General features: G+C 39.7%; 21 protein-coding genes and 4 tRNA genes. 12 read left to right on the top strand and 13 right to left on the bottom strand.

The window, feature by feature from the left end:
• Positions 1-382 precede the first annotated feature (382 nt).
• Both QL229_RS17835 and QL229_RS17830 read right to left on the bottom strand, forming a co-directional pair.
• The gene (locus QL229_RS17835; RefSeq protein WP_135925841.1) at positions 383-574 is read right to left on the bottom strand and encodes a hypothetical protein; all 192 of its coding nucleotides are present in this window, start codon (positions 572-574) and stop codon (positions 383-385) included.
• A 52-nt stretch (positions 575-626) separates the two neighbouring features.
• Positions 627-800 carry a DUF1328 family protein gene (locus QL229_RS17830; protein WP_064485886.1) on the bottom strand — a complete coding sequence of 58 codons (174 nt, stop codon included), beginning with the start codon at positions 798-800 and terminating at the stop codon, positions 627-629.
• Between the two features lie 532 nt (positions 801-1,332).
• Between QL229_RS17830 and QL229_RS17825 the strand changes: the two genes are divergently transcribed.
• The 4 genes from QL229_RS17825 to QL229_RS17810 all read left to right on the top strand — a co-directional run bounded on the left by QL229_RS17825 (position 1,333) and on the right by QL229_RS17810 (position 4,802).
• Positions 1,333-1,581 carry an OadG family transporter subunit gene (locus QL229_RS17825; RefSeq protein ID WP_135925840.1) on the top strand — a complete coding sequence of 83 codons (249 nt, stop codon included), beginning with the start codon at positions 1,333-1,335 and terminating at the stop codon, positions 1,579-1,581.
• A gap of 15 nt (positions 1,582-1,596) precedes the next feature.
• Entirely contained in the window at positions 1,597-3,369 is a 1,773-nt protein-coding gene (gene oadA, locus QL229_RS17820) for a sodium-extruding oxaloacetate decarboxylase subunit alpha (RefSeq protein WP_138558651.1), read from the top strand.
• 10 nt (positions 3,370-3,379) lie between these two features.
• Positions 3,380-4,510, top strand: coding sequence for a sodium ion-translocating decarboxylase subunit beta (locus tag QL229_RS17815; RefSeq protein ID WP_135925838.1), 1,131 nt, complete (start codon positions 3,380-3,382; stop codon positions 4,508-4,510).
• A 115-nt stretch (positions 4,511-4,625) separates the two neighbouring features.
• A complete protein-coding gene (locus QL229_RS17810) occupies positions 4,626-4,802 on the top strand; it encodes a hypothetical protein (RefSeq protein WP_165385086.1) in 177 nt (58 codons plus the stop codon).
• A 163-nt stretch (positions 4,803-4,965) separates the two neighbouring features.
• On the opposite strand, the gene QL229_RS17805 is transcribed toward QL229_RS17810, so the two are convergent.
• Positions 4,966-6,282, bottom strand: a complete 1,317-nt coding sequence (locus QL229_RS17805) for a peptidoglycan DD-metalloendopeptidase family protein (protein ID WP_135925837.1) — start codon at positions 6,280-6,282, stop codon at positions 4,966-4,968.
• Between the two features lie 398 nt (positions 6,283-6,680).
• On the opposite strand from QL229_RS17805, the gene tyrS reads away from it, so the two are divergent.
• Positions 6,681-7,880, top strand: a complete 1,200-nt coding sequence (tyrS, locus tag QL229_RS17800) for a tyrosine--tRNA ligase (protein ID WP_135925836.1) — start codon at positions 6,681-6,683, stop codon at positions 7,878-7,880.
• A 59-nt stretch (positions 7,881-7,939) separates the two neighbouring features.
• Here tyrS and ampE read toward each other — a convergent pair whose 3' ends face one another.
• The 4 genes from ampE to folE2 all read right to left on the bottom strand — a co-directional run bounded on the left by ampE (position 7,940) and on the right by folE2 (position 11,324).
• Positions 7,940-8,890 carry a regulatory signaling modulator protein AmpE gene (ampE, locus tag QL229_RS17795; RefSeq protein ID WP_138558650.1) on the bottom strand — a complete coding sequence of 317 codons (951 nt, stop codon included), beginning with the start codon at positions 8,888-8,890 and terminating at the stop codon, positions 7,940-7,942.
• A gap of 1 nt (position 8,891) precedes the next feature.
• The gene (mtnN, locus tag QL229_RS17790; RefSeq protein WP_135925834.1) at positions 8,892-9,599 is read right to left on the bottom strand and encodes a 5'-methylthioadenosine/S-adenosylhomocysteine nucleosidase; all 708 of its coding nucleotides are present in this window, start codon (positions 9,597-9,599) and stop codon (positions 8,892-8,894) included.
• A 123-nt stretch (positions 9,600-9,722) separates the two neighbouring features.
• Complete coding sequence (locus QL229_RS17785; protein WP_135925833.1) at positions 9,723-10,322, bottom strand: DUF2726 domain-containing protein; 600 nt, start codon at positions 10,320-10,322, stop codon at positions 9,723-9,725.
• Positions 10,323-10,403: 81 nt separating this feature from the next.
• Positions 10,404-11,324: a GTP cyclohydrolase FolE2 gene (gene folE2 / locus QL229_RS17780; protein ID WP_138558649.1), complete on the bottom strand. Its 921-nt coding sequence runs from the start codon at positions 11,322-11,324 to the stop codon at positions 10,404-10,406.
• Positions 11,325-11,499: 175 nt separating this feature from the next.
• Between folE2 and arcB the strand changes: the two genes are divergently transcribed.
• Positions 11,500-13,827 carry an aerobic respiration two-component sensor histidine kinase ArcB gene (gene arcB, locus QL229_RS17775; protein WP_138558648.1) on the top strand — a complete coding sequence of 776 codons (2,328 nt, stop codon included), beginning with the start codon at positions 11,500-11,502 and terminating at the stop codon, positions 13,825-13,827.
• A gap of 6 nt (positions 13,828-13,833) precedes the next feature.
• Here arcB and arcA read toward each other — a convergent pair whose 3' ends face one another.
• The 5 genes from arcA to trmB all read right to left on the bottom strand — a co-directional run bounded on the left by arcA (position 13,834) and on the right by trmB (position 18,690).
• The gene (gene arcA / locus QL229_RS17770) at positions 13,834-14,550 is read right to left on the bottom strand and encodes a two-component system response regulator ArcA (protein ID WP_054551295.1); all 717 of its coding nucleotides are present in this window, start codon (positions 14,548-14,550) and stop codon (positions 13,834-13,836) included.
• A gap of 105 nt (positions 14,551-14,655) precedes the next feature.
• Positions 14,656-15,177: a YfiR family protein gene (locus QL229_RS17765; protein ID WP_138558647.1), complete on the bottom strand. Its 522-nt coding sequence runs from the start codon at positions 15,175-15,177 to the stop codon at positions 14,656-14,658.
• The gene (locus QL229_RS17760) at positions 15,177-16,799 is read right to left on the bottom strand and encodes an ATP-binding protein (RefSeq protein ID WP_135925829.1); all 1,623 of its coding nucleotides are present in this window, start codon (positions 16,797-16,799) and stop codon (positions 15,177-15,179) included. The genes QL229_RS17765 and QL229_RS17760 overlap by 1 nt, the downstream gene beginning before the upstream one ends.
• A gap of 119 nt (positions 16,800-16,918) precedes the next feature.
• Positions 16,919-17,947, bottom strand: a complete 1,029-nt coding sequence (gene rsmC / locus QL229_RS17755; RefSeq protein ID WP_138558646.1) for a 16S rRNA (guanine(1207)-N(2))-methyltransferase RsmC — start codon at positions 17,945-17,947, stop codon at positions 16,919-16,921.
• A gap of 17 nt (positions 17,948-17,964) precedes the next feature.
• Positions 17,965-18,690 carry a tRNA (guanosine(46)-N7)-methyltransferase TrmB gene (gene trmB / locus QL229_RS17750; protein ID WP_135925827.1) on the bottom strand — a complete coding sequence of 242 codons (726 nt, stop codon included), beginning with the start codon at positions 18,688-18,690 and terminating at the stop codon, positions 17,965-17,967.
• A 216-nt stretch (positions 18,691-18,906) separates the two neighbouring features.
• Here trmB and mutY point away from each other — a divergent pair, with 216 nt between their 5' ends.
• Both mutY and QL229_RS17740 read left to right on the top strand, forming a co-directional pair.
• A complete protein-coding gene (mutY, locus tag QL229_RS17745) occupies positions 18,907-19,986 on the top strand; it encodes an A/G-specific adenine glycosylase (protein WP_138558645.1) in 1,080 nt (359 codons plus the stop codon).
• A 15-nt stretch (positions 19,987-20,001) separates the two neighbouring features.
• Positions 20,002-20,274 (top strand): oxidative damage protection protein, encoded by a 273-nt coding sequence (locus QL229_RS17740; protein ID WP_036970432.1) that lies wholly within the window; start codon positions 20,002-20,004, stop codon positions 20,272-20,274.
• Positions 20,275-20,324: 50 nt separating this feature from the next.
• Here QL229_RS17740 and QL229_RS17735 read toward each other — a convergent pair whose 3' ends face one another.
• A complete protein-coding gene (locus QL229_RS17735) occupies positions 20,325-23,087 on the bottom strand; it encodes an ATP-binding protein (RefSeq protein ID WP_138558644.1) in 2,763 nt (920 codons plus the stop codon).
• 314 nt (positions 23,088-23,401) lie between these two features.
• On the opposite strand from QL229_RS17735, the gene QL229_RS17730 reads away from it, so the two are divergent.
• The 4 genes from QL229_RS17730 to QL229_RS17715 all read left to right on the top strand — a co-directional run bounded on the left by QL229_RS17730 (position 23,402) and on the right by QL229_RS17715 (position 23,925).
• Positions 23,402-23,477: transfer RNA gene (locus tag QL229_RS17730), tRNA-Phe, on the top strand.
• 57 nt (positions 23,478-23,534) lie between these two features.
• A tRNA-Thr gene (locus QL229_RS17725) sits at positions 23,535-23,610 on the top strand.
• Between the two features lie 106 nt (positions 23,611-23,716).
• Positions 23,717-23,792, top strand: a tRNA-Phe gene (locus QL229_RS17720).
• 57 nt (positions 23,793-23,849) lie between these two features.
• Positions 23,850-23,925 (top strand) — tRNA-Thr (locus QL229_RS17715).
• The last annotated feature ends 51 nt before the right edge of the window (positions 23,926-23,976 follow it).

Here is a 23,976-nt window from a genome sequence, read left to right as displayed (position 1 = left end):
TTTAGCCCGTTATGTATGAGTGATAAAACATGTGTCGCCATAAATGACGACCTACGTGACGTAGGTTAGAGCGGAGTGAAACCCACAAGTTAGCGAGTTTCTATGGGAAAGAGTAAAGTTGCTAACTTGAGGCTCGCGTAGGCGTGAAATTTATTTCGCGCGATTTTCTCAATTAATGCAGCTGTAAGTCGGGCTTTAGCCCGTTATGTATGAGTGATAAAACATGTGTCGCCATAAATGACGACCAATATGACATAGGTTAGAACGGAGTGAAACCCAACAAGTTAGCGAGTTTCTTGACACAAGCAGTAGGCAACCTAAAGTTGCTAACTTGCATACACAAAAAAGCGGCACTAGGCCGCTTTTTTCGTAAGGTGTGATATTAGCAGTTAGTTTCTTCTGCTTTAACACCTTCTTTAACTTCTTCACATGCATCTTCAACTGCATTTTGTGTATCAGTGATTGCTTCATCTATACGCTCACCGGCTTCCTCTGCTGAGTTGTCTTCACAACCCATAATGAATAAACCTGAAAATAGGGCGATAGTAGCGGCTTTTAAAGTTGAATTTTTCATAACTAAATTCCTTGTAAATTAAATATTAGGGTTAATTAAATTTTAACTTGCTTTACTTAGGTACGTTGCCTCTAAGAGCACCTGACACTAACGAAATAACAAGCAATACTAAAAAAATGAAAAAGATAATCTTAGCAATGCCTGCTGCGGCTCCAGCAATACCGCCAAAACCTAACACTGCAGCGATTAATGCAATAACTAAAAAAGTAATGGTCCAGCGTAACATAGTGGTCTCCTTGCCTAATTAATTTTTCAAATGGTCGAGTTGAATAAAGCGAGTTTTATGCCAATCATTATTATCTTTATATTTCAGTTGTTTAGCGGTTTTTGTGGGCGGGGCATGGTTATTCTTTTGGTAACTTTTACGATCAAGCGTGTAACTTATTCATAGTGATATTTTTTCATATTAATTAAATTCATTTTATATTTAGTTTTGTCCTTATTGGTAAGACCAATTTCACGCTTTGTCATGAGTTGTTACTGTAACACCTTGTTAAGCAGGGTTTTTGAACAGAACTTGCTTTTCGTCGGTTTGTTTTAATATAACTGATGGCTATATTCATTATTTTTATCATCTATAACGTAAGGTTAATTGCTGAAATAGTATGGTGTTAATTAGTTGTGCTCTATGTTATTTTGAGTTTAATTGGTTTTACCAATTTACAATAGGCTATACAAATTATTTTTGTTTGTTATTATTGCTGAATAAATATTTAACAAAAATGATTTTTTATTTTTAATCATCGAAGGGGAGTTGTATGGATATTGGTGAATTGCTCACAACTGCAGGCAGCTTAATGGTAACAGGCATGGTTGGCGTGTTTGTTTTTCTGAGCATTTTAATATCTGCGGTTATTTTAATGTCGAAAGTTGTAAGCCGATTCGATGATCCTACAAGTGTAGAGCCAACACGAACAGCAAAAATTCAACCTCAACAGGGTGTGCCTCAGGCACATATTGCCGCGATCAGCGCTGCAATTGCACAATTTCGAAATAAACAAAAATAATGGGGCAGCTTAAACATGGCTAAATTAAAACTTACAGAATTAGTATTGCGTGACGCTCATCAGTCTTTATTGGCCACGCGTATGCGTTTAGACGACATGCTACCCATGGCTGAAAAACTTGATAATGCAGGTTATTGGTCTATTGAATCATGGGGTGGAGCAACCTTTGACTCATGTATCCGTTATTTAGGTGAAGATCCTTGGCAACGTATTCGCGAATTAAAAGCGGCAATGCCAAATACTAAACAGCAAATGCTATTGCGCGGACAAAACCTTTTAGGCTACCGCCATTATGCAGACGATGTTGTCGAAAAGTTTGTAGAACGAGCCCATAAAAATGGTGTAGATGTGTTCCGAATTTTCGATGCTATGAACGATGTACGTAATCTTGAAACTGCAATTAAAGCAGCGGTTAAAGTAGGCGCACACGCTCAAGGTACTATTTCGTACACCGTAAGCCCAGTACACACACTTGATATGTGGCTTAAACTTGCGAAACAGCTCGAAGAACTAGGCTGTCATTCTATTTGTATTAAAGATATGGCTGGTTTATTGAAGCCATATGATTGTGAGCAGTTAATCAAAGGTTTAAAAGAAACCGTATCTATTCCTATCGCGATGCAATGTCACGCGACGACAGGATTAAGTACTGCAACTTACCAAAAAGCTATAGATGCAGGTATCGATATGCTTGATACCGCAATTTCATCTATGAGTATGACTTATGGTCATAGCGCCACAGAAACAATCGTGTCGATTGTTGAAGGCACAGAGCGAGATACCGGCCTAGATTTAAACCAACTAGAAGAAATTGCCGCTTACTTCCGTGATGTTCGTAAAAAATATGCTGCTTTTGAAGGTAGCCTAAAAGGTGTTGATGGCCGTATCTTATTAGCACAAGTGCCAGGTGGTATGTTAACTAACATGGAAAACCAGCTTAAAGAGCAAGGTGCTGCCGATAAGCTTGATCAAGTATTACTTGAGATCCCACGTGTTCGTGAAGACTTAGGCTATATTCCACTGGTTACTCCAACGTCTCAAATTGTCGGTACGCAAGCGGTACTTAATGTATTGACTGGTGAGCGCTATAAAACGATTACCAAAGAAACCGCAGGTGTACTTAAAGGTGAGTACGGTGCAACGCCGGCGCCTATGAATAAAGAGCTACAAGAACGTGTTCTAGATGGCGCAGAAGCAATTACTTGTCGTCCTGCAGATAAACTTGAACCTGAACTTGAGAAGCTAGAAGCTGAATTATTAAAAGAAGCTAAAGAGCAAGGTTTAGAGCTTGCTGATGATGTGATTGATGATGTGCTCACCTATGCATTGTTTCCACAAATTGGTCTTAAGTTTATTAAAAACCGAAATAATCCTGATGCATTTGAAGCTATTCCTACAGGTGAAGTTGCTAAGCCAGAAAGCAAACCAGCTGCTGCAAACTCAGTAAAAGCTGAGCAATACAGCGTTAAAGTTGATGGCAAAGTTTACGATGTCGTTGTAGCACAAGGTGGTGAGCTTAAAGAGGTGACTTTAAAAGACAGTGAGTTAATTCCTCAGTCTGCTTCAGCATCTGCTGGCGAAACTTTAAACGCGCCATTGGCGGGTAATATTTTCAAAGTGAAAGTAAAGCCAGGCCAAACAGTAAACCAAGGTGATGTAGTTATCATTATGGAAGCGATGAAAATGGAAACTGAAATTCGCGCTGCACATACCGGCACGGTTGCTGAAGTTTTAGTTGCCGAAGGTGATTCTGTTGCCACTGGCGATGCATTAATCGCACTGGCGTAGGAGACAGAGAATGGATGGTCTTTTAAATCTCTGGCATGCAACAGGTATCGCTAACTTTACCTTTCCTGCCTTGATCATGATTGCGGTTGGTTGCTTATTGTTATATCTAGCAATTGCTCGTAATTTTGAACCCTTGCTATTGTTACCAATAGGCTTCGGGGCGATCTTAACGAATATTCCTGCTGCAGGCTTATCTGAACCGGGTGGACTGCTTTATTATGTGTATCACATAGGGATTGATTCTGGGGTGTTTCCACTTCTGATCTTCATGGGGGTTGGCGCGCTGACAGACTTTAGTGCCTTGATAGCAAATCCGCGTATGTTGTTGCTAGGCGCGGCTGCGCAGTTTGGTATTTTCGCTACTTTATTTGGTGCAATTCTACTTAACTTTATTCCGGGCTTTGAATTTACGCTACAAGATGCATCGGCAATTGCCATTATTGGTGGTGCGGATGGTCCAACGGCTATTTTCTTAGCATCTAAATTGGCACCAGACTTACTTGGGGCTATCGCAGTAGCGGCTTATTCATATATGGCACTAGTGCCAATTATTCAGCCACCAATTATGCGTGCACTAACAACGCAAGCAGAGCGCGAAATTCAAATGCCGCAACTTCGTACTGTATCGAAAAAAGAGAAGATTATTTTTCCTTTAATGGTGCTTAGTTTAACTATCTTGTTTTTACCAGCTGCAACACCGCTTGTAGGCATGTTCTGCTTAGGTAACTTGATGCGCGAATCGGGTGTGGTCGATCGTTTAAGTAACAGTGCACAAAATGAAATCATCAACATTACCACGATTTTCTTAGGCTTAGCGGTAGGTTCAAAGCTTGCTGCTGATAAGTTCTTAACGGTAGAAACTATCGGTATTTTGGTGTTAGGTGCATTAGCGTTTGCGATTGGTACAGCTTCAGGGGTGTTTATGGCAAAAGGTCTTAATAAGATCTCTAAATCGCCAATAAACCCATTAGTAGGCGCTGCAGGTGTTTCAGCGGTACCAATGGCAGCACGTGTGGTGAATAAAGTAGGTCTTGAAAGCAATCCGCATAACTTCTTATTAATGCATGCTATGGGACCAAACGTTGCAGGGGTATTAGGAAGTGCCGTTGCAGCAGGTATTTTGTTAGCGATTGTTGGCTAAGTCGATTTACTTCCAACCGACTGGCGCAGTAATTTTACTGCGCTTTTTTTTGCCTATAGACTAGGGGCACCCTAAAGAAATTGTAGTTAAATGATAGTTGTGTAAGGAAGCCACCATGAATATCTTTATTATCTTACTATGCCTTTTTGTTGCCTTGGTTATTCTAATACCGCTACTTGAAAAGTATCAGTCTAAAATGGGGCTTGATGGCGCTACAAAATACGCAAAGTACATTTGGCCACTGGTGATGATTTCGCTAATTATTCAACTTATTTATGTTTTATTAAGGTAATAATAGCTTCTGTGTTGTGTTTTATTTCAGGCATGAATCGCGCCTGCGCAAGCTCATACTTGCTTTCAATTATTGAAGAGAATAAAGGTCATTAAGGCTGATTTTGTGGCAGGCACTAAAAAGCCGCTTCATCATTGAAGCGGCTTTTTTAATGTTTACTCAATTACTTATTTAACGCTAATTGTAACTCACGGTTACGTTGTAATTGCGCTAAGAAGTTATCAGCAATCGGTTTAAACTTAGCTAGCTCATCACGCGGTAAAGGCTCTGATTTAGGTAGTTTGACCGTTTTCGGATTACGGTGTACACCGTTTACTAAGAATTCATAGTGTAAGTGTGGGCCAGTTACACGGCCAGTCGCACCAACCGTACCAATTTTTTGCCCCTGCTTCACTTTTTGACCTGTTTTTACCAGACGTTTGTTCAAGTGAAGGTATTTAGTTACATATTGAGTGCCGTGGCTAATAAATACGTAGTTACCATTGTATTTGCTGTAACCCGCTTTAATCACTTTACCATTACCCGATGAAACTACCGGTGTACCTGTGCGAGCAGCATAATCAATACCATTATGCGGCTTAACAGTTTTAGTTACAGGGTGTAAACGGCGAGGGTTGAAGCTTGAGCTAATATACTTAAAGTTAACAGGCGCGCGTAAAAAAGCTTTTTTCATACTACGGCCTTCAGGCGTATAGAAGTTACCATCAGTATGGCGAATCGCTGTATAACGTTCACCTTGGTTTATGAATTCTGCTGCAATGATTTTGCCATCACCAATGTATTCACCATCAACATAGTGGGTTTCGTAGATTAGACCGAATTGGTCACCCTTACGAATATCATTTGCAAAGTCGACATCCCAACCAAAAATATCGGCAAAGTTCATTATTTGACGCTCGCTTAAACCAGCGGCAATACCCGATGTCCAGAAGCTGTTGCTGATTTCACCACCGGCAGACTTGCTGAGGGTTTCGATTTCTTTGCTGTCGATTGATGTATCGTAGTTACCTTCGTCATTTAATGTAACGTATAAGGTATCTGTTTTTGAAATTACATAACGAAGCTGCGCTAATGAGCCATCTTCGGCGGTTGCAAAACTTAAAATTTCACCCGGATGAATTTTTGTTAACTTGCGCGTTTCAGCGTTTGTGTTAACTAGTTTGTGCAGAGTTTGCGCTGAGAAGCCCGCGCGCTTAAAAATAAGAGCTAAATTATCGCCATTGCGAACTTCATGATCAACAAGCTCGTATTCTGGAAGTTTTGCTGCTGCTTGCTCCGAATTTAGTTCAGTTAGTTTTTCGTTATCATCAACTTTAACTTGTAATTCGTAGCGTTTACCAATTTCAAGTGCGTTTGCACTGTTATCCTTTGAGGCGGTGGCTTTTTCAGAAGGCAAAAGTGCCAAGCCGGCAATAGCAGAAACCAAACCTAGAATGAGCAGTTTGTGTTTTTTGGGGAGTTTGTGCACTACATGAACCATAACGTGCCTTTTCTGCTGTCAAGAAAATTAATTACTAATATTGCAGGATATACCTAAAATAGCGCAAATACCAGTGTTTTGTAGATTTAAACTGGCGCTAATTTGCGCTAGAATTGGCCTGCGCGTTAAACTTTTTTGGTTGAATTTGCAGCATGTGTCGTCAGTTAAACTAATTTGCTGTTAGTTAACTAAAGTACCTTCAATAAAATGCAATAACGCGGTATAAAGAACAATCATGCGCGCTGCCTGCAGGGCTGTTTCTTAAACTATTTAAGTTAGGCTTTTTTTAGTGTCACTCTTTTGATGCTAACTAGCTAAATTTTAAAGTTTTTAGCTCTATAATTATAACCCTGACAGGCCACCACGCCCCGGTAGCTGAATTTTTGGAGTAATACACAGTGGATTTACAAACCGCTCTAGCTGAGATAAAACGCGGTGCAGAAGAGATATTAATTGAAGACGAATTAGTTGAAAAACTAAAGTCAGGTAAGAAACTTAAGATCAAAGCGGGTTTCGATCCAACTGCGCCTGATCTGCATTTAGGTCATACAGTTCTTATCAACAAAATGAAAACCTTCCAAGACCTAGGTCACGAAGTGATTTTCTTAATCGGTGATTTCACCGGTATGATTGGTGATCCAACGGGTAAAAACGTAACACGTAAACCGTTAACTCGTGAAGATGTTTTAGCCAACGCTGAAACATATAAAGAGCAAGTATTTAAGATCCTCGATCCTGCTAAAACAACTGTTGCGTTCAACTCTACTTGGATGGAGAACTTAGGTGCGGCAGGTATGATTAAACTGGCTGCGCGTCAAACAGTAGCACGTATGCTAGAACGTGATGACTTTAAAAAGCGTTATGCCAACGGTCAATCAATTGCTATCCACGAATTTTTATATCCACTGGTACAAGGTTGGGACTCAGTTGCATTAGAAGCTGACGTTGAGCTTGGCGGTACAGACCAACGCTTTAACTTACTAATGGGTCGTGAACTACAAAAAGACGAAGGCCAAAAGCCACAAACAGTGCTTATGATGCCACTGCTTGAAGGTACCGATGGCGTTCAAAAGATGTCTAAGTCATTAGGTAACTATATTGGTATTACTGATGAGCCGAACGATATGTTTGGTAAAGTGATGTCTATTAGCGATGAGCTAATGTGGCGTTACTATGACTTATTAAGTGCATTATCAATCGAAGAAATTGCAGCTCTTAAGCAGCGTGTTGCTGATGGTGCAAACCCGCGTGACATCAAGATTGAATTAGCAAAAGAACTGATTGCACGTTTCCACAGTGAAGAAGCAGCCGAAGGTGCTCATCAAGATTTCATCAAGCGTTTCCAAAAGAATGCATTACCAGATGAGATCCCTGAAGTGACAGTTACTATCGCTGAAGACACAGTGTTTATCACTAACTTACTAAAAGAAGCTAATCTTGTTGCAAGTACCTCAGAAGCGATGCGTATGATCAAGCAAGGTGCAGTTAAATTAAATGGTGAAGAAAAAGTAACGGATACTAAGCTTGAAGTTGCAAAAGGCACTACTCAGATTTACCAAGTAGGTAAGCGTAAGTTTGCTAAAATCACCTTAGCTTAATCAAGCTAATAGAAATAAAAAAACCAGCTTCGGCTGGTTTTTTTGTGCTTATATTTTGATTAGTTTGTGAATAGGCTAATTACTTCAATCCCGACTATCAGCAGTAACCAAAATGCTTTCGCTTGGTTTAAACGATTCACTAAAGCGGCAATATCATCAGCATTTGGTAAACGGTCGGTACCTACACGCATCTTATTAAATCGCTCTTCTTGATATAGCGCCGGACCGCCTAATTGCACTTGTAATGCCGCAGAGGTCACACTTAATAGCCAGCCTGTATTAGTTTGATAAAAGTGTCTTCCATAGTGCTTAATATAATGAATACTCTGCTTGCTGGCATTGCTTGCAGCAATCGTTAAAGCCAATAATCGAATGGGTAACCACTCTAATACAAACAGTAATTTAGCAATGGTAGTTAAAAACGGGTTATTTGGCTTACGGTTCTTACGCCATGCTTGATGTATTAAAGTGAGTAAGCGATAAACCAAAGCAAGGATAGCGCCGCCAATTATATAAAAGAAAATAACGGCAAAATAATGCCGCGCACTTTGCAGCACCAGTGACTCCATGGTGGCTTTACAAATTCCAGGAGCCGATAAACGTGAAACATCACGAGCAACAAGGCTTGTAAGTAGCTCTCTTGCAGTCGCTTTTTGATTTAGCTTAACTAATCTTGCTATCCGTAGTGATTTTTTCTCTTGGGCACGACTACTTAGTAATAAATACAAAATTAAGCCGTTTAATAGCTCAGGATAAAAAGCAAATTCTAAAAAAAGTACAACCAGTGTCACTATAACTAACACAGTGAAGGTGAATGCCAAGGTTGATGCTAAATACTGATAACTTTTGGGGTTAGAAGGGCTGTATAAACGCTCACCAAGAGCAGAAAAAATAACGCTTAAAAAGGTACTAGGATGATACCAACTAACCAAAGGAAAAAAGCGCTCAGCAATGAGCGCTACAAAAAATACAATAATGTCCAAATGGTTTTGAACAATATTTGTAATCACCTTATAAACTCACCGACGTCAGCTTCTCTAAAAGAGCAACAACCATTTTTGATGAGTTGATAGATGCAGTTTCGATATACTCTTCAAATGATTGCGGTGATTCTTTGCCTGCAATGTCAGACATTGAACGAATAACAACAAATGGTGTTTCTAATACGTGGCAAGCCTGTGCAATTGCTGCGCCTTCCATTTCTACTGCAAGCATAGTTGGGAATTCAGCGCGAGTTTTTTCAATTCGTACTGGGTCACACATGAATGAGTCACCTGTACAGATTAGACCAATCATGGTCTTAACATCACTAATTTGACTTACGCTTTGCTCTGCCGCTTCAATCAGTTTAGGGTGTGCAGCAAAGCCTGCTGGCATTTGTGGCACCTGACCGATTTCGTAGCCAAATGCAGTAACGTCTACGTCATGATGACGTACTTCTGATGAGATAACTACATCGCCAACGTTTAATGATGGCTCAAAACCACCTGCAGAGCCTGTGTTGATCACACAATCAGGGCTAAAATTATCGATAAGCAGTGTTGTTGCAACAGCAGATGCAACTTTACCAATACCTGACTGTACTAAAGTAACTTTATTACCCGCTAATTCACCAGTGTAAAATGTAAAGCCAGCCTTAGTCATAGTGCTTGGGTTTGCCATTGCTTCGCGTAAAATTTTTACTTCTGGCTCCATCGCGCCAATAATACCAACGTGCATAATATTTGATTCCTTAGATTGAATACCGAGATTATATACGCAACCAGGTATGGTTACGAGAATCAGCTAGCGGAAAAACAAAAAAGCAGACCTAAAGTCTGCTTTCGCCAAATTTATGACAGCTTATATTTCAGCAAGTGCTGTAGCTGTTGAATGTGCTTTTGCTTGTGATGGTGATAATACAGCTGGCTTAGTTACGCGATTTCGCGTTGGTCTAATTGGTGCTGCCGCAGGCTTACCAAGCTTAAACATGATTGCATCACGTACTTCTCTTGGTTGATATCCTGATTTTACTTTCATACGAATATGAGGAATACCCGCAGCTTCTAATGCGCCACTTACAAACCAATCACGCTGAGCTTTATGGCCATCGCGGTTAGTGTTATTAACTAAATCAACAGCGGCAACAATGGTAAGTTTGTCTTTGTCGATTAGTACATAATCTAGTTGCTTATTTTTGGCTTTGGCAATAGCTGCGCGTTTAGCTTTAACAGACAAGCCTTGTTTGCAGTCAATTAAATCAATGAGTTTAACGCGACTCACGATTTTGTATTGATCGCCAACGGCACGTTCAAGAAGATGTAAAAATGCACTCTCTACTTGCGTAAAAACACTTTGCTTACGAGTGAAAGGATAAGGGTTTCCGCCTTCATCGGTAAACTTTGACGCAACAACAGAGGCTACTACGACTAAAACTAAAATTGATAATAAAGCGAATTCCATATGGTAACTCCACAACAACAAATTGACACTCAAAATAATTAGCAATTAGTGTGCCTAAGTGTGCGGAGTCACCTGAATTTTTTAAGCCTTGTAGCCGCCATCAATTCCTTTAACAGCAATTGCCACTGCATCGTGGGAATGAAGTGATTCGTAGTGGTTTATTTGTAGCCAGTAATCTGCGTAATTTTGCTCTTCGAGTAAGCCTTTAATTTTACGTGCAGCGTCTTCGCAGAACATTAGGTTTTGACCATTTAAGCGGGCAAACTCTTGCTCGTCTTCACGTTTAACGGCTGCTTGCACAGGCGTTTTAAGCTCTGCTTCTAAAGCATCAATCAAGCCAACCACATCAAAACTATCAATTTCGCTGTCGAGCTTTACTTTGACGTTTGCAATTGAGCGCTGTGAGTGTGGTGTAGCCACAATTCCATCTGTTGTGCCCAGCCATTCTAAAACAGTCTGCTTATCAATATCTTGCTCTGCAAACTTTTCGCTAAATGCATTTTGAATTAATTGTCGTGCAAGGGCTGCTGAGCATGGGCATGTTGACGAGTAGGTCACATCAACCATTAATTCAAAGCTTAATACACCTTGGTTTATTTTAGCGATTAAGTGGATAGGGTAGTTTTTCCAGCCCACTTTACCACTTAATAGTGATTTGCGGCGCAAAGGCAACTCAAATTTAAACTCGATCTGTGCTTGGTCACTTAGGTCATCATGACTACTGATAAAGGCATCAAGTGCTTGAGCAAGGGTTTGGGGATTAACTTGTTGCTCGGTTGATAAGGTATCAAGCGCCAAAAATAAACGCGACATATGAATGCCTTTGGCATCTTCTTTATGTAAATTAACAAAGGCGCGTGCTTTAGCAATTACATTTACTGGGGCTTGGTTACGAGTTTCAAAAATGAAAGGTAGTTCAATTTCACCCATGCCAACCCAGTCTAACTTACCCGTTTTTAACGCTGGGGCCGTATCAGCAATATCTGGCATTGTGGTTTGCATGGTAATACTCATTCTTTGCAATTAATAAAGCGCGATATTTTACATGAAAAAATATAAAAAGAAGTGCCATACGTGAAAAAATTATATGTTTATCGCACAATGTGAATATTTCTAAAGGATTAGTGATAAAATTAGCTATGCTGTTTTTTTCGATTATGTGCCTAAGCTTTAATATATGATTGATTCTTCTATGAGTCCGTGGGCTCGCACACTCTCAAGCTTTATTTCTAAATACGGTGAATTTAAGACCGCTGCGGCTTGCTATGCCTTATTATTAGTGATGTCGCTGATTTTATCTTGCATGTTTTATTATGTTGCAGTGGGGACTGTCACCTTGGTGGATGTTTTAGCGGTGATGTTTTTTACCGCAGTTGTATCGCCAATTTTGATTTCGGTACTGCTAAATTCAATTCGCCAGCTCGAAGCATCATATAGCTATTTAGATAGTGCCACTAAGCAAGAAAAACTATTAAACCAAACGTTAAAAGACAATATTAGTCGCTTAAATGAAGAGATTGATGAGCGTAAAATGGCGTTTCACGCTAAGCACAGAGCAATTGAAGAGCTCAGACGTGAAATCGCTGAGCGCAAGAAAACTCAACAAGAACTCGCCCAACAAGGTATGTTATTGCGCTCAATTGTCGACTCCTCTCCTGATTTATTTTATTACCGTGATAACAACGGCGTCTTTGCTGGCTGTAATAAAATGTTTGAGCAAGTAATTGGAAAAAGTGGCGAAGAGTTAATTGGCAAAAGTGTAGAGGAAATCTACCCAAGTAATTACTTACCTGAAGTACTGCGCACCGACAAAAAAGTATCGCAAACGCACCAAGCCCTAACGCTTGATGTTGAATATCCCGTTAATGGTGAAAAGCGCTGGTTTGAGATGCGTAAGTTACCGTTTATTAACGAAAAAGGGGAATATATTGGTTTGCTCGCTTTCGGTCGTGATATCACCAGCCGTAAAGAAGCCGCACAAGCGCTTGAAGCAGCTTATAAAGACAAAGGGAAGTTTATTGCCACATTGAGTCATGAACTTAGAACGCCTTTGAATGGCATTGTAGGCTTAACACGCATGTTGCTTGATACCGAGCTTGATAAACAGCAGCGTAGTTGGTGTAACACAGTGTTTTCGAGTGCTGAAACCCTTGGTAATATTTTTAACGATATTATTGATTTAGATAAAATTGACCGTGAGCAGCTAGATATCGTTACTGACTCAGTAAATGTAGCTGACTTTATCAATGATGTTGTTAACTTTGCTGGCCTGATTGCTGAACAAAAGAGTCTTGATTTTAACATCAAACGAAAAGGCACACTGGATGTTTATGCATCGCTTGACCCAACTCGGTTACGTCAAGTTGTATGGAACTTAATAAATAATGCCGTTAAGTTTACACAGCAAGGTCATGTTGAGCTTGAATGTATTCGTGAAAATCGCCCAGATGGTCCTTGGTTAGTCATGCGTGTTAGTGATACCGGTCAGGGGATCCCGCAAGAACAACTACACCGTATTTTTGACATGTACTACAAAGCACCAGACATCAATGGCACCAATGCTATTGGCTCAGGTATTGGGCTTGCAGTAACAAAAGCACTGGTTACTGCGATGAAAGGTGAAATACATGTAAGCAGCACAGAAGGTGAGGGCAGTGTTTTTGTGGTAGAGATCCCACTTAAACTCTGCATTGCGCCTACAGAGCAAAATTATGCGGTTCGTAGTTTAAACATTCTACTTGTTGAAGATGTTCCGCTTAACGCTGAAATTGCCACAAATTTACTTGAGCAGCGTGGTCACGAAGTTATTTGGGCTGAAACCGGTGAAGATGCGCTGTCGTTTGTCTACACAGAAGATGACTTAGACCTCGTATTACTTGATATGCAATTGCCAGATATCAACGGTGATGAAGTTGCTCGCCAAATTCGTGACGATGAGCACTTTGATAACCTACCAATCGTTGCCTTAACTGCTAACGTGCGTAGTGCTGAAGAAGAGCTTGCTGGTATTAACATTCAAGGCGCGCTTGCGAAGCCAATTAATACAACCAAGCTTGATAAAATGCTTGGTGAGCTGTTTGATATTAAACAACAAAAAAGTTGTCAGTCAGAAACAATCAAGCCAGTGTCAGTCAAAGATTTGTCAGGTATCCGCGTTGAGTTACTTGATATTGAAACCATTGAAGACTTTGTTGGTTCAATGGGGTTAACTATCTTCAACCGTAGTTGTGAGCTGTTTAATAAGCTAAACCCACAGTATCAAACTGAGCTTGCAGATGCGTTAGCAGCAGATGATAGAGAAGAGTACAAATCGGTGGCGCATAAATTAAAAGGCGCAGCTGGTTCTGTAGGCTTAAACGATGTTCAGTTACACGCTAAGAAGATGGAGCATGGAGCGCTTGAAGAAAGTAGTGAAGAGTTACAACAGTGGCTTGATGAACTAGCAGTTAAAATAAATGAAGGGCGCGAAGCCCTCCAATTATTTTTACAACAACTAGAAAATTAATTCTAATTAGCTGTCGATTTTACCGATGAAACGATAGCCTTCACCATGGATGGTGCTGATTAGTTCAGATGTGCTGTTATCGCTTTCAAAGTGTTTTCTGATACGACGAATTGTTACGTCTACAGTACGGTCGTTAGCGCGAAGCTCACGGCCAGTCATATGCTTGATTAATTGCTCACGGCTGAAAATACGGCCCGGTGAGTCAAGCATTAAGCGTAGCGCACGATATTCACCTTTAGGTAAACGTTTAGCGTCACCACTTGGAGATGTTAAACAACGGCTGTTTTCATCAAGTTCCCAACCGTTAAATGTAATAACACCGTTTGTTTCGATATTTGCTTCTTCGCCGCCTAAAGCTGTGCGCGAAATTAGGTTACGAGCACGGATAGTTAGCTCGCGCGGGTTAAATGGTTTTGTGATGTAATCATCAGCACCAATTTCTAGACCTAAAATGCGATCAACGTCGTTGTCACGACCTGTTAAGAAAATTAAACCCACGTTTCGTTTTTGACGAAGTTCACGCGCTAAGATTAGCCCGTTTTTACCTGGTAGGTTGATGTCCATAACTACAAGGTTCACATCATCATTATTTGTAAGCTTGTCATGCATATCATCGCCATCAATGGCTTCAATAACTTTGTAACCTTCAGCTTCAAATAAACTAACGAGGTTTAGTCGAGTTACGTCTTCATCCTCTACGATCAGAATGACTGGCGTTTGCATTGTATATTAACCTTTTCGGAAATTTTATTTACAAAAATTCGGTATTATCAAGCAAAACCGAATACTAGAGATTATAGGATTAGATCCAATTGTTAACAAGTAAAATCAATTTGGATAAAACTTAGCCATAGCTAACAATCGAGATTGCACTTTAAAGTTATGCTGCAATACGTGCTGCTTATTGATATACAGTCGGATTTTATTTCCTTCTTGAACCAGAGAGGCTATACCGCCATTTTCTAAAAAACTAATACTTTCGCCTATTGTTAAAGTATTTAATGAAATTGTATCGGTCCAAAGTGGAAGTATATCATTTTCTAATGTTTCATCAATGTATGTGATATCACAAACTTGAGAAAGTTCAGAAATTTGCTGAGTTTTTTTCACTAAAATTACTTTGATTGGTTTTTTGTTAATTTGCAGTTCATTTTTCTCTTTAAGATACGAGCCCGGACCATTTTCTAAATCGTAAAAACAAAATGTAACAGGGGGAGGATCTACTTGATCATCAAACTTGGTGAACTTGGCAATCTGATATAAAAATGCAGACTTAACTTGCTCTGGTGACTTTGCGAAAGCAGAGTTCACACTAAGCAAAAGAACGACTAAATAACACATCCAACGCATCACATGTCACCTTCATGCAAAGGTAGTGTGATTATAAAGTGCACGCCTTCTTGATTAAGCTCATCATATACAATCGTTCCTCCAAGCGCTTGGGTTACAAGGTTGTACACTAGGTGCATACCTAAACCGCTTCCGCCTTCACCTCGCTTAGTGGTGACAAAAGGATCAAAAATACGCTTCTTAATTGATTTATCAACACCAATACCATTGTCATAGTAATCGATAATAAGGCTGCTCTCATTACGTTCAACGTCAAACCTAACTTCGTTGCCAATATCATCAGTAAAGCCGTGAATAACAGAATTGCTTAACAGTTGCTGTAATACTTGTTGTAACGGTCCAGATTTAGTTTCGATACTAAAGTTACTATTACAATTGATAATGATTTTTGGGTTGCGGTATTGTATTTCTGAGCGCATCGACATAATTACATCACTTAATAAGTCATGCAGATTTATTTTGGTACTCATTTCTACATCTTGATTCACAGCTACTTTTTTAAAGCTAGAAACCAATTCTGCTGCACGGTTAAGGTTTCGATAAATTAAGTCGAGGTTTTCAATACCATCATCTATGAAACGCTTTAGGTGTGATGAGGTTAAGGTTTTTTGCTCAAATAAACTGTTTATTTCTGCAAGTTTATCGCGAAGTAATGTTGAACCTGTGATACCTAAACCAATCGGCGTGTTAACTTCATGGGCAACGCCTGCGACCATTTGGCCAAGAGAGGCCATTTTTTCATTTTCTACAATTTGGTTTTGATATTGATGCATTCGCTCAAGGGTATTGAGTAGCTCTTGATTCGCTTCTCGTAGGGCGATTGTGCGCTGATTTACTTTTTCTTCAAGGCTTTGGTTCAGTTGCTTAATTTCTTGCTTGTCATTTTCATGGCGCTCAATCTGCTTTTGAGTACGGGCAAGCATGATATTTAAGCTATTAGCTAGTTGATTGATCTCGTCAACATTAGTTTTTTGCGCACGTGTTTCGTAGTTGTGGTTTCTAGATACATCTTGCAGCAGGTTACTCAAATTATCGATTGGGTTTGCTATGCGTTTTTGAATGCGTCTAGAAACAAAATACACAATAACCAAGACAAAAAGAGTCAACAAAATATCGATAAAAATCTTCTTGTTAATATATTGGTTTAGTCTTTCTAAGTCACCACGGACATAGGCATAGCCAATCGTATTACCTTCATAAACAATAGGTTTTATTAGCTCTATCGCTTTGTTTTTAAATTGAGGTTCTAATAGCTCATCAATATTATTAACTTTAATTGGTACTGGAGGGGTTCTTATTGCGTTAAAACTACTAAAGAATTTAGGCTTATTTGATAACTCATCAATAGCATAAATATGCACATTTTTGATCATAGGCACAGATTCAAATAGTTTTAAACGCTCTGCTTCTGTTTCATTATCATCAAAAAGCACTGTTACTTGCGCATTGTAGGCAATGATTTCTGCAAGTAGGGTGATTTTATCAACGATTAACGCTTTTTGTTCTTTAACGTCAAGATAAGTCGATATCGAAATCGACAAAGATAGGCATAGCGCAGTGACGAGCATGACCGCATTTGCCAACGCTTTACGAATACTTGTTTGTGCCGAAAATAGTGACATGCGCGATAGAAGGCCAATCTTTTTATATTGTTATTAAAAATTAAGTCTAGCAAAAACAGAAAAAGTAACTAAATATTTAATAAAATATTTTTGTTATGAATAAGCTATTTTACAAATTGTTATGAAGCTGAGTAAACGGCAAATTTAGTATTTTTAAAATCGGTGCTGTACTGGCCAAATTGCGCTTCTAAAATGGGTGGATATTTTAAGAAGCTGTTAGCAACAATGGTCAATTTTCCTTGCTTACTCAAGTGCTGCTTTGCAGAGCTTAGAAAGGCCTCGGCAATGGTGTAGTCTGTGGCAATACCCGTGTGGAAAGGCGGGTTACTGATAATTAAATCAAATTTACCCTCAATGCTTGCTAAACCATCACTTAATATGGCTTCACCTTTGAGGTTGTTTAGTGCCAGTGTTTGTTCTGTGGCGTAAGTTGCAAGGGCACTTACATCGCTACAAACAAATTCTAGCTCAGGCTGCTTTAAACCTAAGTAGGTGGCAATTATGCCTGCCCCACAAGCAAAATCGAGCACTTTACCCTTGTTAATAGAAGGGGCATGGTTAAGTAGTACCGCGGTACCAACATCAAGAGCACCGTGGTTAAATACCCCTGGTACACTGATAGCAGTGAATTCAACATCACCAGCTTTAACTTGGAATTGTTTGTGATAGCGGCTGATATCGAAGTTATCATTTAACGTAAGCTCAGAGAACATATACAAAATACAATGCTTAGCACTATCGATTTTGTTACTAAAGCCACAGTGGTCCTTTAGTTGTTTCTCTGCTGATTTAACGCCGCTTTTATTTTCACCAACCACAAAAAGCTGAGCATCTTGCTGGCAAACAGAACGGATATTATCAAGGCACATTAGTGCCTCTGGCTTAGCTTTTGGGTAGTAATAGATAACTAAATCGTAGTTACCATTTGGAATAGTGTGATCAACCACAGCATGTACACCTGCAATTTTGCTGGCATACATGGCATTAGCGTGGTTATAACTGAACGCAGTAATTTTTGCGTCTGGGTTTAGTGTTTTAAGTTCGCGTAAAAAGCCATCTTGCTCAAAGTTAACCACTAAAATTGACTGGCCAACAAGTTCGTCTTCATTTCGAAGCAATAATAAACTTGGGTTGGTTAACTTACTCATGCTGCTTTTACCTTTTATTACTTAGTACGCTCAAACATCAAGTCCCATACGCCGTGACCTAAGCGATGACCGCGTTGCTCAAATTTTGTCAATGGACGTGAATCTGGGCGAGGAACGTAATCATTGGTTTCTGATTGGTTTTTGTAACCTTCAGCAACTTGCATTACTTCAAGCATATGCTCGGCATAGTTTTCCCAGTCAGTCGCCATGTGAAAAACACCACCAATTTTTAATTTGCTACGTAGTTTTTGCGCAAACTCAGGCTGCACGATACGACGCTTGTGGTGACGCTTTTTATGCCATGGATCAGGGAAAAATAATTGCAGTTTAGATAAACTCTCATCAGCAATACAATCAGCAAGCACTTCAACTGCATCATGCTCGAATACACGTAAGTTGGTGATCCCTGCTTCGTCAGCGTCCATTAAACAAGCGCCAACACCAGGGCGATGAACTTCAATACCAATAAAGTTAAGCTCAGGTGCGTTTTTAGCCATTTCAACCAGTGATTTACCCATACCAAAGCCGATTTCTAGTACGACATCGTTATCGTTACCGAATACTTCTTTTAGATCGAGCATACCATTTTTATGCTCAAGGCCCATTGTTGGCCAACACTTTTCGATGGCGGCTGCTTGGCCCTTTGTTAGGCGACCTTCGCGCTTAACGAAACTACGAATCGTGCGGATATATTTACCCTCTTGCTTTGCTTGCTCGAGGTTTGGGTTACTTGAGTCATTCATATAATTTGGCCTGATAAAAAACACTGACTATAGAAAAAGGTTGCGTATTATCCCTGACCTGCGCCTTGAGTACAATAGTAAGAACCTGTTTATCTTTCGAGATTAATTTTGCAGCCATATGTGGGCTATTTAGGCAAGGCGGAGTCTGTTCGACTTGCTTGGCCTAACTAACTGCAATAGACTTGGCCGCAATGAGCTTCAGCAAGTAAAGATGTTATTTTGAATTTAAGCAATAAGGAGTCAACTTGGTTTGCAAACCAAGTGGTTGACTGGTATCACCTTCACGGCCGTAAAACTCTTCCATGGCAGTTAAATAAAACCCCTTATAAGGTATGGATCTCTGAGGTCATGCTACAGCAGACTCAAGTCGTAACTGTTATTCCTTACTTTGAAAAGTTTATGCAAAGCTTTCCTGACATCATTGCGCTTGCAAATGCGGATGAAGATCAGGTGTTGCACCACTGGACTGGCCTTGGCTATTACGCTCGTGCACGCAACTTACATAAAACAGCAAAAATAGTTCGTGATAAATACCAAGGGCAATTTCCAACCACACTTGAAGAGGTTATGGACTTGCCGGGCATTGGTCGCTCTACTGCAGGGGCTATCTTGTCTTTATCGCTTGGCCAACATCACCCAATTCTAGACGGTAATGTAAAACGAGTACTGGCGCGCTTTTTTATGATTGAAGGCTGGTATGGGGTGAAAAAGGTCGAAAACCAGCTTTGGTCATTATCATCGCAATTAACCCCTAAAGAGTCGGTCACTGAGTTTAATCAGGCAATGATGGATTTAGGTGCAAGCCTTTGTTCGCGTAGTAAATTTGATTGTGAGCCGTGCCCTTTAAATAGTAAATGCCTTGCTTTTAATGAAGGCAAAGTTAAAGAGTTCCCACATTCAAAACCGAAAAAGGCAGTGCCTAAAAAGTCATGTCATCAGCTTATCCTAGTCTGTGACAATAAAGTACTTATGGAAAAACGCCCGAGCTCTGGAATATGGGGCGGCTTGTTTGGCTTTTTTGAGTTTAGCGAATTAACTGAACTAGAAACATTTTTAGCTCAGCACGGTTTAACTGCAAATACGCAGGCACTTGAAGCCTTTACCCATGTGTTTTCACATTTTGAACTGACTATTAATCCACATGTTTTAACATTGCCAAATATTCCAGATCTCATCAATGAGCGACAACTGGTTTGGTATCCGCTTGATGAGTCAGTTGAAGTTGGCCTTGCAGCGCCAACGAAAAAGCTGGTTAAACAATTAAGCACAATAGATTACAATAGCATCACGCAATAAGAGTAGAGAGCAATTATGGCACGTACAGTATTTTGTCAAAAGTTACAAAAAGAAGCTGAAGGCTTAGGCTTCCAACTTTACCCAGGTGAGCTTGGTGAAAAGATTTTCAACAACATCAGTAAAGAAGCGTGGGGCCAATGGCAACACAAGCAAACGATGCTGATTAACGAAAAGCATTTAAACATGATGGACCCAGAGCACCGTGCTTTTTTAGAAGAGCAAATGGTCGGTTTCTTATTTGAAGGTAAAGACGTAGAAATCGAAGGCTACCGTCCACCAGAAAAATAAACCAAGAAAATAAAGTAAAAAGGGCCGTTATGGCCCTTTTTTGATAAGTACTATTTGTTTTCTTGTTCGGCTTTTTGTATTTGTTCTTTTATATATTGAGCGACTTTAGAGTATTCAATTTCATAATTATCTCTAAGCTCAATTAATTCATCACTTGTAGGGTCTTCATTTTTACAGCGATGTTCAAATTGTTCAGCCAACTCAGCGACTTTCATTGCACCTATCGTTTTTGAGATAGATTTTAACTGGTGGCATGAGTTTATTATTTTCTCAAGATCAAGCTCGATAACCCCTGCATTTACTTCACGGCTAAGTTGATTACTTTGCTCTAAATACATTTTATAAAAGCGTAGCTTTTTAGCTTCATCATTATTTACGTATTTAGATAATACGCTCATATCAATAGGGATAGCAGGTTTAGGTGGGGCCAGTTTCACCTCTTCAGGGTTAGCTTTATAAGCACATTTATGAAGTGCGGCTTCAAGTACATTTAACTCAACAGGCTTTGTTATATAGTCATTCATTCCTACATTTAAACAGCGCTCTTTTTCGCCTTTAAGAGCGTTTGCTGTGATAGCAATTATGTAAGGTTGAGCATTAATGTCTTCGAGTTGAGATGCTTCATTGCGGATCTTTTCAACCATGTCATACCCTGACATTTTTGGCATGTGCAAATCAGTTAAAATAATTGAGTGATGGCCTGCTCGCCATATATTAAGACCTTTTTCGCCATTTTCAGCAAGCTCAACACCATAGCCTAACAAGTGAAGTTGATCCGTTAACACTTGCTGGTTTAGCACATTATCTTCTACTAAAAGCACGAGTTTGTTTTCGTCACGAGCTTGGTCAACACTCAAGTAATCATTGAAAGATTTGGTTGAGACAACTTGTTTTGGTGTGTGTAAACCCGCAGCCACTAACAGCGACATCATGAAGTTTGACTTACAAAATGGTGACGCATTTAAGTAGAAGATATTTTTATGATTTACCGCCGCTTCATCTAATTTACTCAACACGATAACTTGCTGGTTATTATCTTCTAGTGTGTAGAGTAAACGGCGCAAGATATAGTTAATATCCTCCATTCCCTCTATACCATCGAGGATCCAGATAATGTTTTCGTTATCTTGTTCCGCCTCTATTAAATCATTGCTATCGGCAAAAACATGAGTCGCTCCCATAAAAGATAAATAACGGGCAAGCAAAGCTTTACGGCCACTATGTAGTGTTACCACAACAACACGATGGCCTTTCATTGTATGTCTGTGGGCGAGATCTACTTTACCTTCGGTGCTAAATGGTAAATCGACAACAAATTCACTACCAATACCTAAGTCACTACTAACAGAAATACTGCCCAACATAAGTTCTGTTAAGCTTTTACAAATTGATAATCCTAAACCGGTACCACCATATTCTCGAGTAATAGAGCCTTCGGCTTGAATAAAGGGGTTAAAAATTTCACGAAGCTGGGCTTGCGTCATTCCTTTACCATTATCAGAAACAGTAAAACGCAATGTGTAATGATCGGTTGTGTTCTGAGCAACCTCAACAGATATTTTTACATGACCTTTTTTGTTTTCATCTGTGCTTGTGAACTTAATAGCATTACTACATAGGTTATAGAGTACCTGACGAACTCGAACGGTATCGCCGATTAAGTTTGTGGGAATATCGGGTGCTATAGCAAGTTCAAGTTCAAGGTTTCGTTTTTTTGCAACTGATGACAGAACGCGAGCTACTTCTTCAACAGTATCCGAAACAGAAAATGGAATATTATCTATATTAAGTTTACCTGCCTCAATTTTCGAGAAATCGAGAATATCGTCTAAAATACCTAATAAAGAAAACGCAGAATCACGGATAATAGTACTTAGCCTGTGCTGGGCACCATCAAGCTCAGTTTGGCGAAGTAAATCAATGGTACCAATCACACCATTCATCGGTGTGCGAATTTCGTGACTCATGGTTGCTAAGAAGGTTGTTTTGGTCTCATTCGCTTGTTCTGCTTTTAAAGTTGCTTGTTCAAGCGCGAGAGTTCTGTTGTGTACTTCTGTTTCTAGGCCGCTTTGTAGTTTTTGCAGATCGGCTTGCGCTGCTTTATTTTCTTTAATTGCGGATTGAACCTTTCTCAGCAATTGATTGATATTTTCAGCAACAATATCTAATCCGAACTCAAGATTCTCTGTAACATGCGCGTTGTAGTCAGCATTATTCGTGATCGCAATTAACTCTTGGCTTAAAGAGCCGCTACTTTTAGTAAAACGCTTATTGATAAATATACTCATCGCAATTGACAAAATTATCAGCGCTAATACAGCTAAAGCGGCTAAAGCATATGAAACCCCAGCTGATTGAACTACAGGCTGTTCAGTTGGATGCTGTTTAACTATAAGCTCGCCGACTGGTTGGTCGTTAAACTCAAGCACAGTATGAACAAGCATGTTTTGTTCGAGTTGCTGATTAACTTTACTTGCATCAATTCGCTCTTGATTACTTGCAAACACCAGTGAGACATCACCATTTACTTCATACCGGTATAAGTAGTAATCAAAATTATTGTTTAGCAACAAACTAACATCTAATACCTCTTTTACTTTATCTTGTCCTGGCATTGTTAATGCGCTTACCAAAGGAGCTGATAACTGAGATGCAACTTGTGATGCGGTGAGTTTGGGTTGTGATGATTGTTTTTCAGAATTGTTGGAAGGGTAAAAAGCTAGAGCAATAACTGCTAAAAGTGTGATAACAAGATTCGTAATAATAAAAAGCGGTAACAGGCCTTTTACAGGAGAAGTTGATTTACTTCGCATAGCTTTAATCCAACAATTTATACTGCAATAGTAGGTATATTCTTGATAATTAGATAATCCTACCATCAATGAAGAAAAATTCACCACGTTTTTAGACTAGGAAATTGATTAAAAACATAAGACGTTGTAAAAGCGCATAAGTTTGTTGAATAAATAGTCTAAAAACCATTAAAAACAGCAATCTTGATTGAAAACTGTGCAAACAGATAGAATCCTCAAAAAATAGTTGACTTGAGAAGGCAAAACCCGTTTAATACGCCGCACGCCCAGACAGCAACAACCAAATTTGTTGCTCATAAAAGCGTTTGAAATTTGCCCAGATAGCTCAGTCGGTAGAGCAGAGGATTGAAAATCCTCGTGTCGGTGGTTCGATTCCGCCTCTGGGCACCATTATTTAATAATCTCTTTTAAAGTGATTATAGTGCACAGCGCACACGATTTTAGTGTGCCGACTTAGCTCAGTTGGTAGAGCAACTGACTTGTAATCAGTAGGTCATCCGTTCAACTCGGATAGTCGGCACCATTTATTTTTAAACGAAAGTTTAAAATGCCCAGATAGCTCAGTCGGTAGAGCCATCGGGAATTGCATTGAAAATCCTTGTTGATATTCTGCATAAAACTAAATTTTTGCCCAGATAGCTCAGTCGGTAGAGCAGAGGATTGAAAATCCTCGTGTCGGTGGTTCGATTCCGCCTCTGGGCACCATTATTTGATAATCTCTTTTAAAGTGATTATAGTGCACAGCGCACACGATTTTAGTGTGCCGACTTAGCTCAGTTGGTAGAGCAACTGACTTGTAATCAGTAGGTCATCCGTTCAACTCGGATAGTCGGCACCATTTATTTTTAAACGAAAGTTTAAAATGCCCAGATAGCTCAGTCGGTAGAGC

Source organism: Pseudoalteromonas sp. PAR1, from assembly GCF_947311895.1.
GTDB classification, from domain to species: Bacteria; Pseudomonadota; Gammaproteobacteria; order Enterobacterales; family Alteromonadaceae; genus Pseudoalteromonas; species Pseudoalteromonas lipolytica_C.
The sequence above is the reverse complement of the archived record's forward strand: the minus strand, read 5'-3'. Positions and strand labels throughout refer to the sequence as shown.

Bases quoted from the DNA above. Each gene is read 5' to 3' on its own strand.
- QL229_RS17785 (WP_135925833.1), bottom strand. From the start codon at position 10,322: ATGGAATTCGCTTTATTATCAATTTTAGTTTTAGTCGTAGTAGCCTCT.
- QL229_RS17765 (WP_138558647.1), bottom strand. From the start codon at position 15,177: ATGCGTTGGATGTGTTATTTAGTCGTTCTTTTGCTTAGTGTGAACTCT.
- QL229_RS17825 (WP_135925840.1), top strand. From the start codon at position 1,333: ATGGATATTGGTGAATTGCTCACAACTGCAGGCAGCTTAATGGTAACA.
- rsmC (WP_138558646.1), bottom strand. From the start codon at position 17,947: ATGAGTAAGTTAACCAACCCAAGTTTATTATTGCTTCGAAATGAAGAC.
- QL229_RS17835 (WP_135925841.1), bottom strand. From the start codon at position 574: ATGAAAAATTCAACTTTAAAAGCCGCTACTATCGCCCTATTTTCAGGT.
- QL229_RS17735 (WP_138558644.1), bottom strand. From the start codon at position 23,087: ATGCGAAGTAAATCAACTTCTCCTGTAAAAGGCCTGTTACCGCTTTTT.
- QL229_RS17740 (WP_036970432.1), top strand. From the start codon at position 20,002: ATGGCACGTACAGTATTTTGTCAAAAGTTACAAAAAGAAGCTGAAGGC.
- trmB (WP_135925827.1), bottom strand. From the start codon at position 18,690: ATGAATGACTCAAGTAACCCAAACCTCGAGCAAGCAAAGCAAGAGGGT.
- QL229_RS17805 (WP_135925837.1), bottom strand. From the start codon at position 6,282: ATGGTTCATGTAGTGCACAAACTCCCCAAAAAACACAAACTGCTCATT.
- QL229_RS17760 (WP_135925829.1), bottom strand. From the start codon at position 16,799: ATGTCACTATTTTCGGCACAAACAAGTATTCGTAAAGCGTTGGCAAAT.
- QL229_RS17815 (WP_135925838.1), top strand. From the start codon at position 3,380: ATGGATGGTCTTTTAAATCTCTGGCATGCAACAGGTATCGCTAACTTT.
- mtnN (WP_135925834.1), bottom strand. From the start codon at position 9,599: ATGCACGTTGGTATTATTGGCGCGATGGAGCCAGAAGTAAAAATTTTA.
- folE2 (WP_138558649.1), bottom strand. From the start codon at position 11,324: ATGCAAACCACAATGCCAGATATTGCTGATACGGCCCCAGCGTTAAAA.
- arcB (WP_138558648.1), top strand. From the start codon at position 11,500: ATGATTGATTCTTCTATGAGTCCGTGGGCTCGCACACTCTCAAGCTTT.
- QL229_RS17810 (WP_165385086.1), top strand. From the start codon at position 4,626: ATGAATATCTTTATTATCTTACTATGCCTTTTTGTTGCCTTGGTTATT.
- QL229_RS17830 (WP_064485886.1), bottom strand. From the start codon at position 800: ATGTTACGCTGGACCATTACTTTTTTAGTTATTGCATTAATCGCTGCA.
- oadA (WP_138558651.1), top strand. From the start codon at position 1,597: ATGGCTAAATTAAAACTTACAGAATTAGTATTGCGTGACGCTCATCAG.
- arcA (WP_054551295.1), bottom strand. From the start codon at position 14,550: ATGCAAACGCCAGTCATTCTGATCGTAGAGGATGAAGACGTAACTCGA.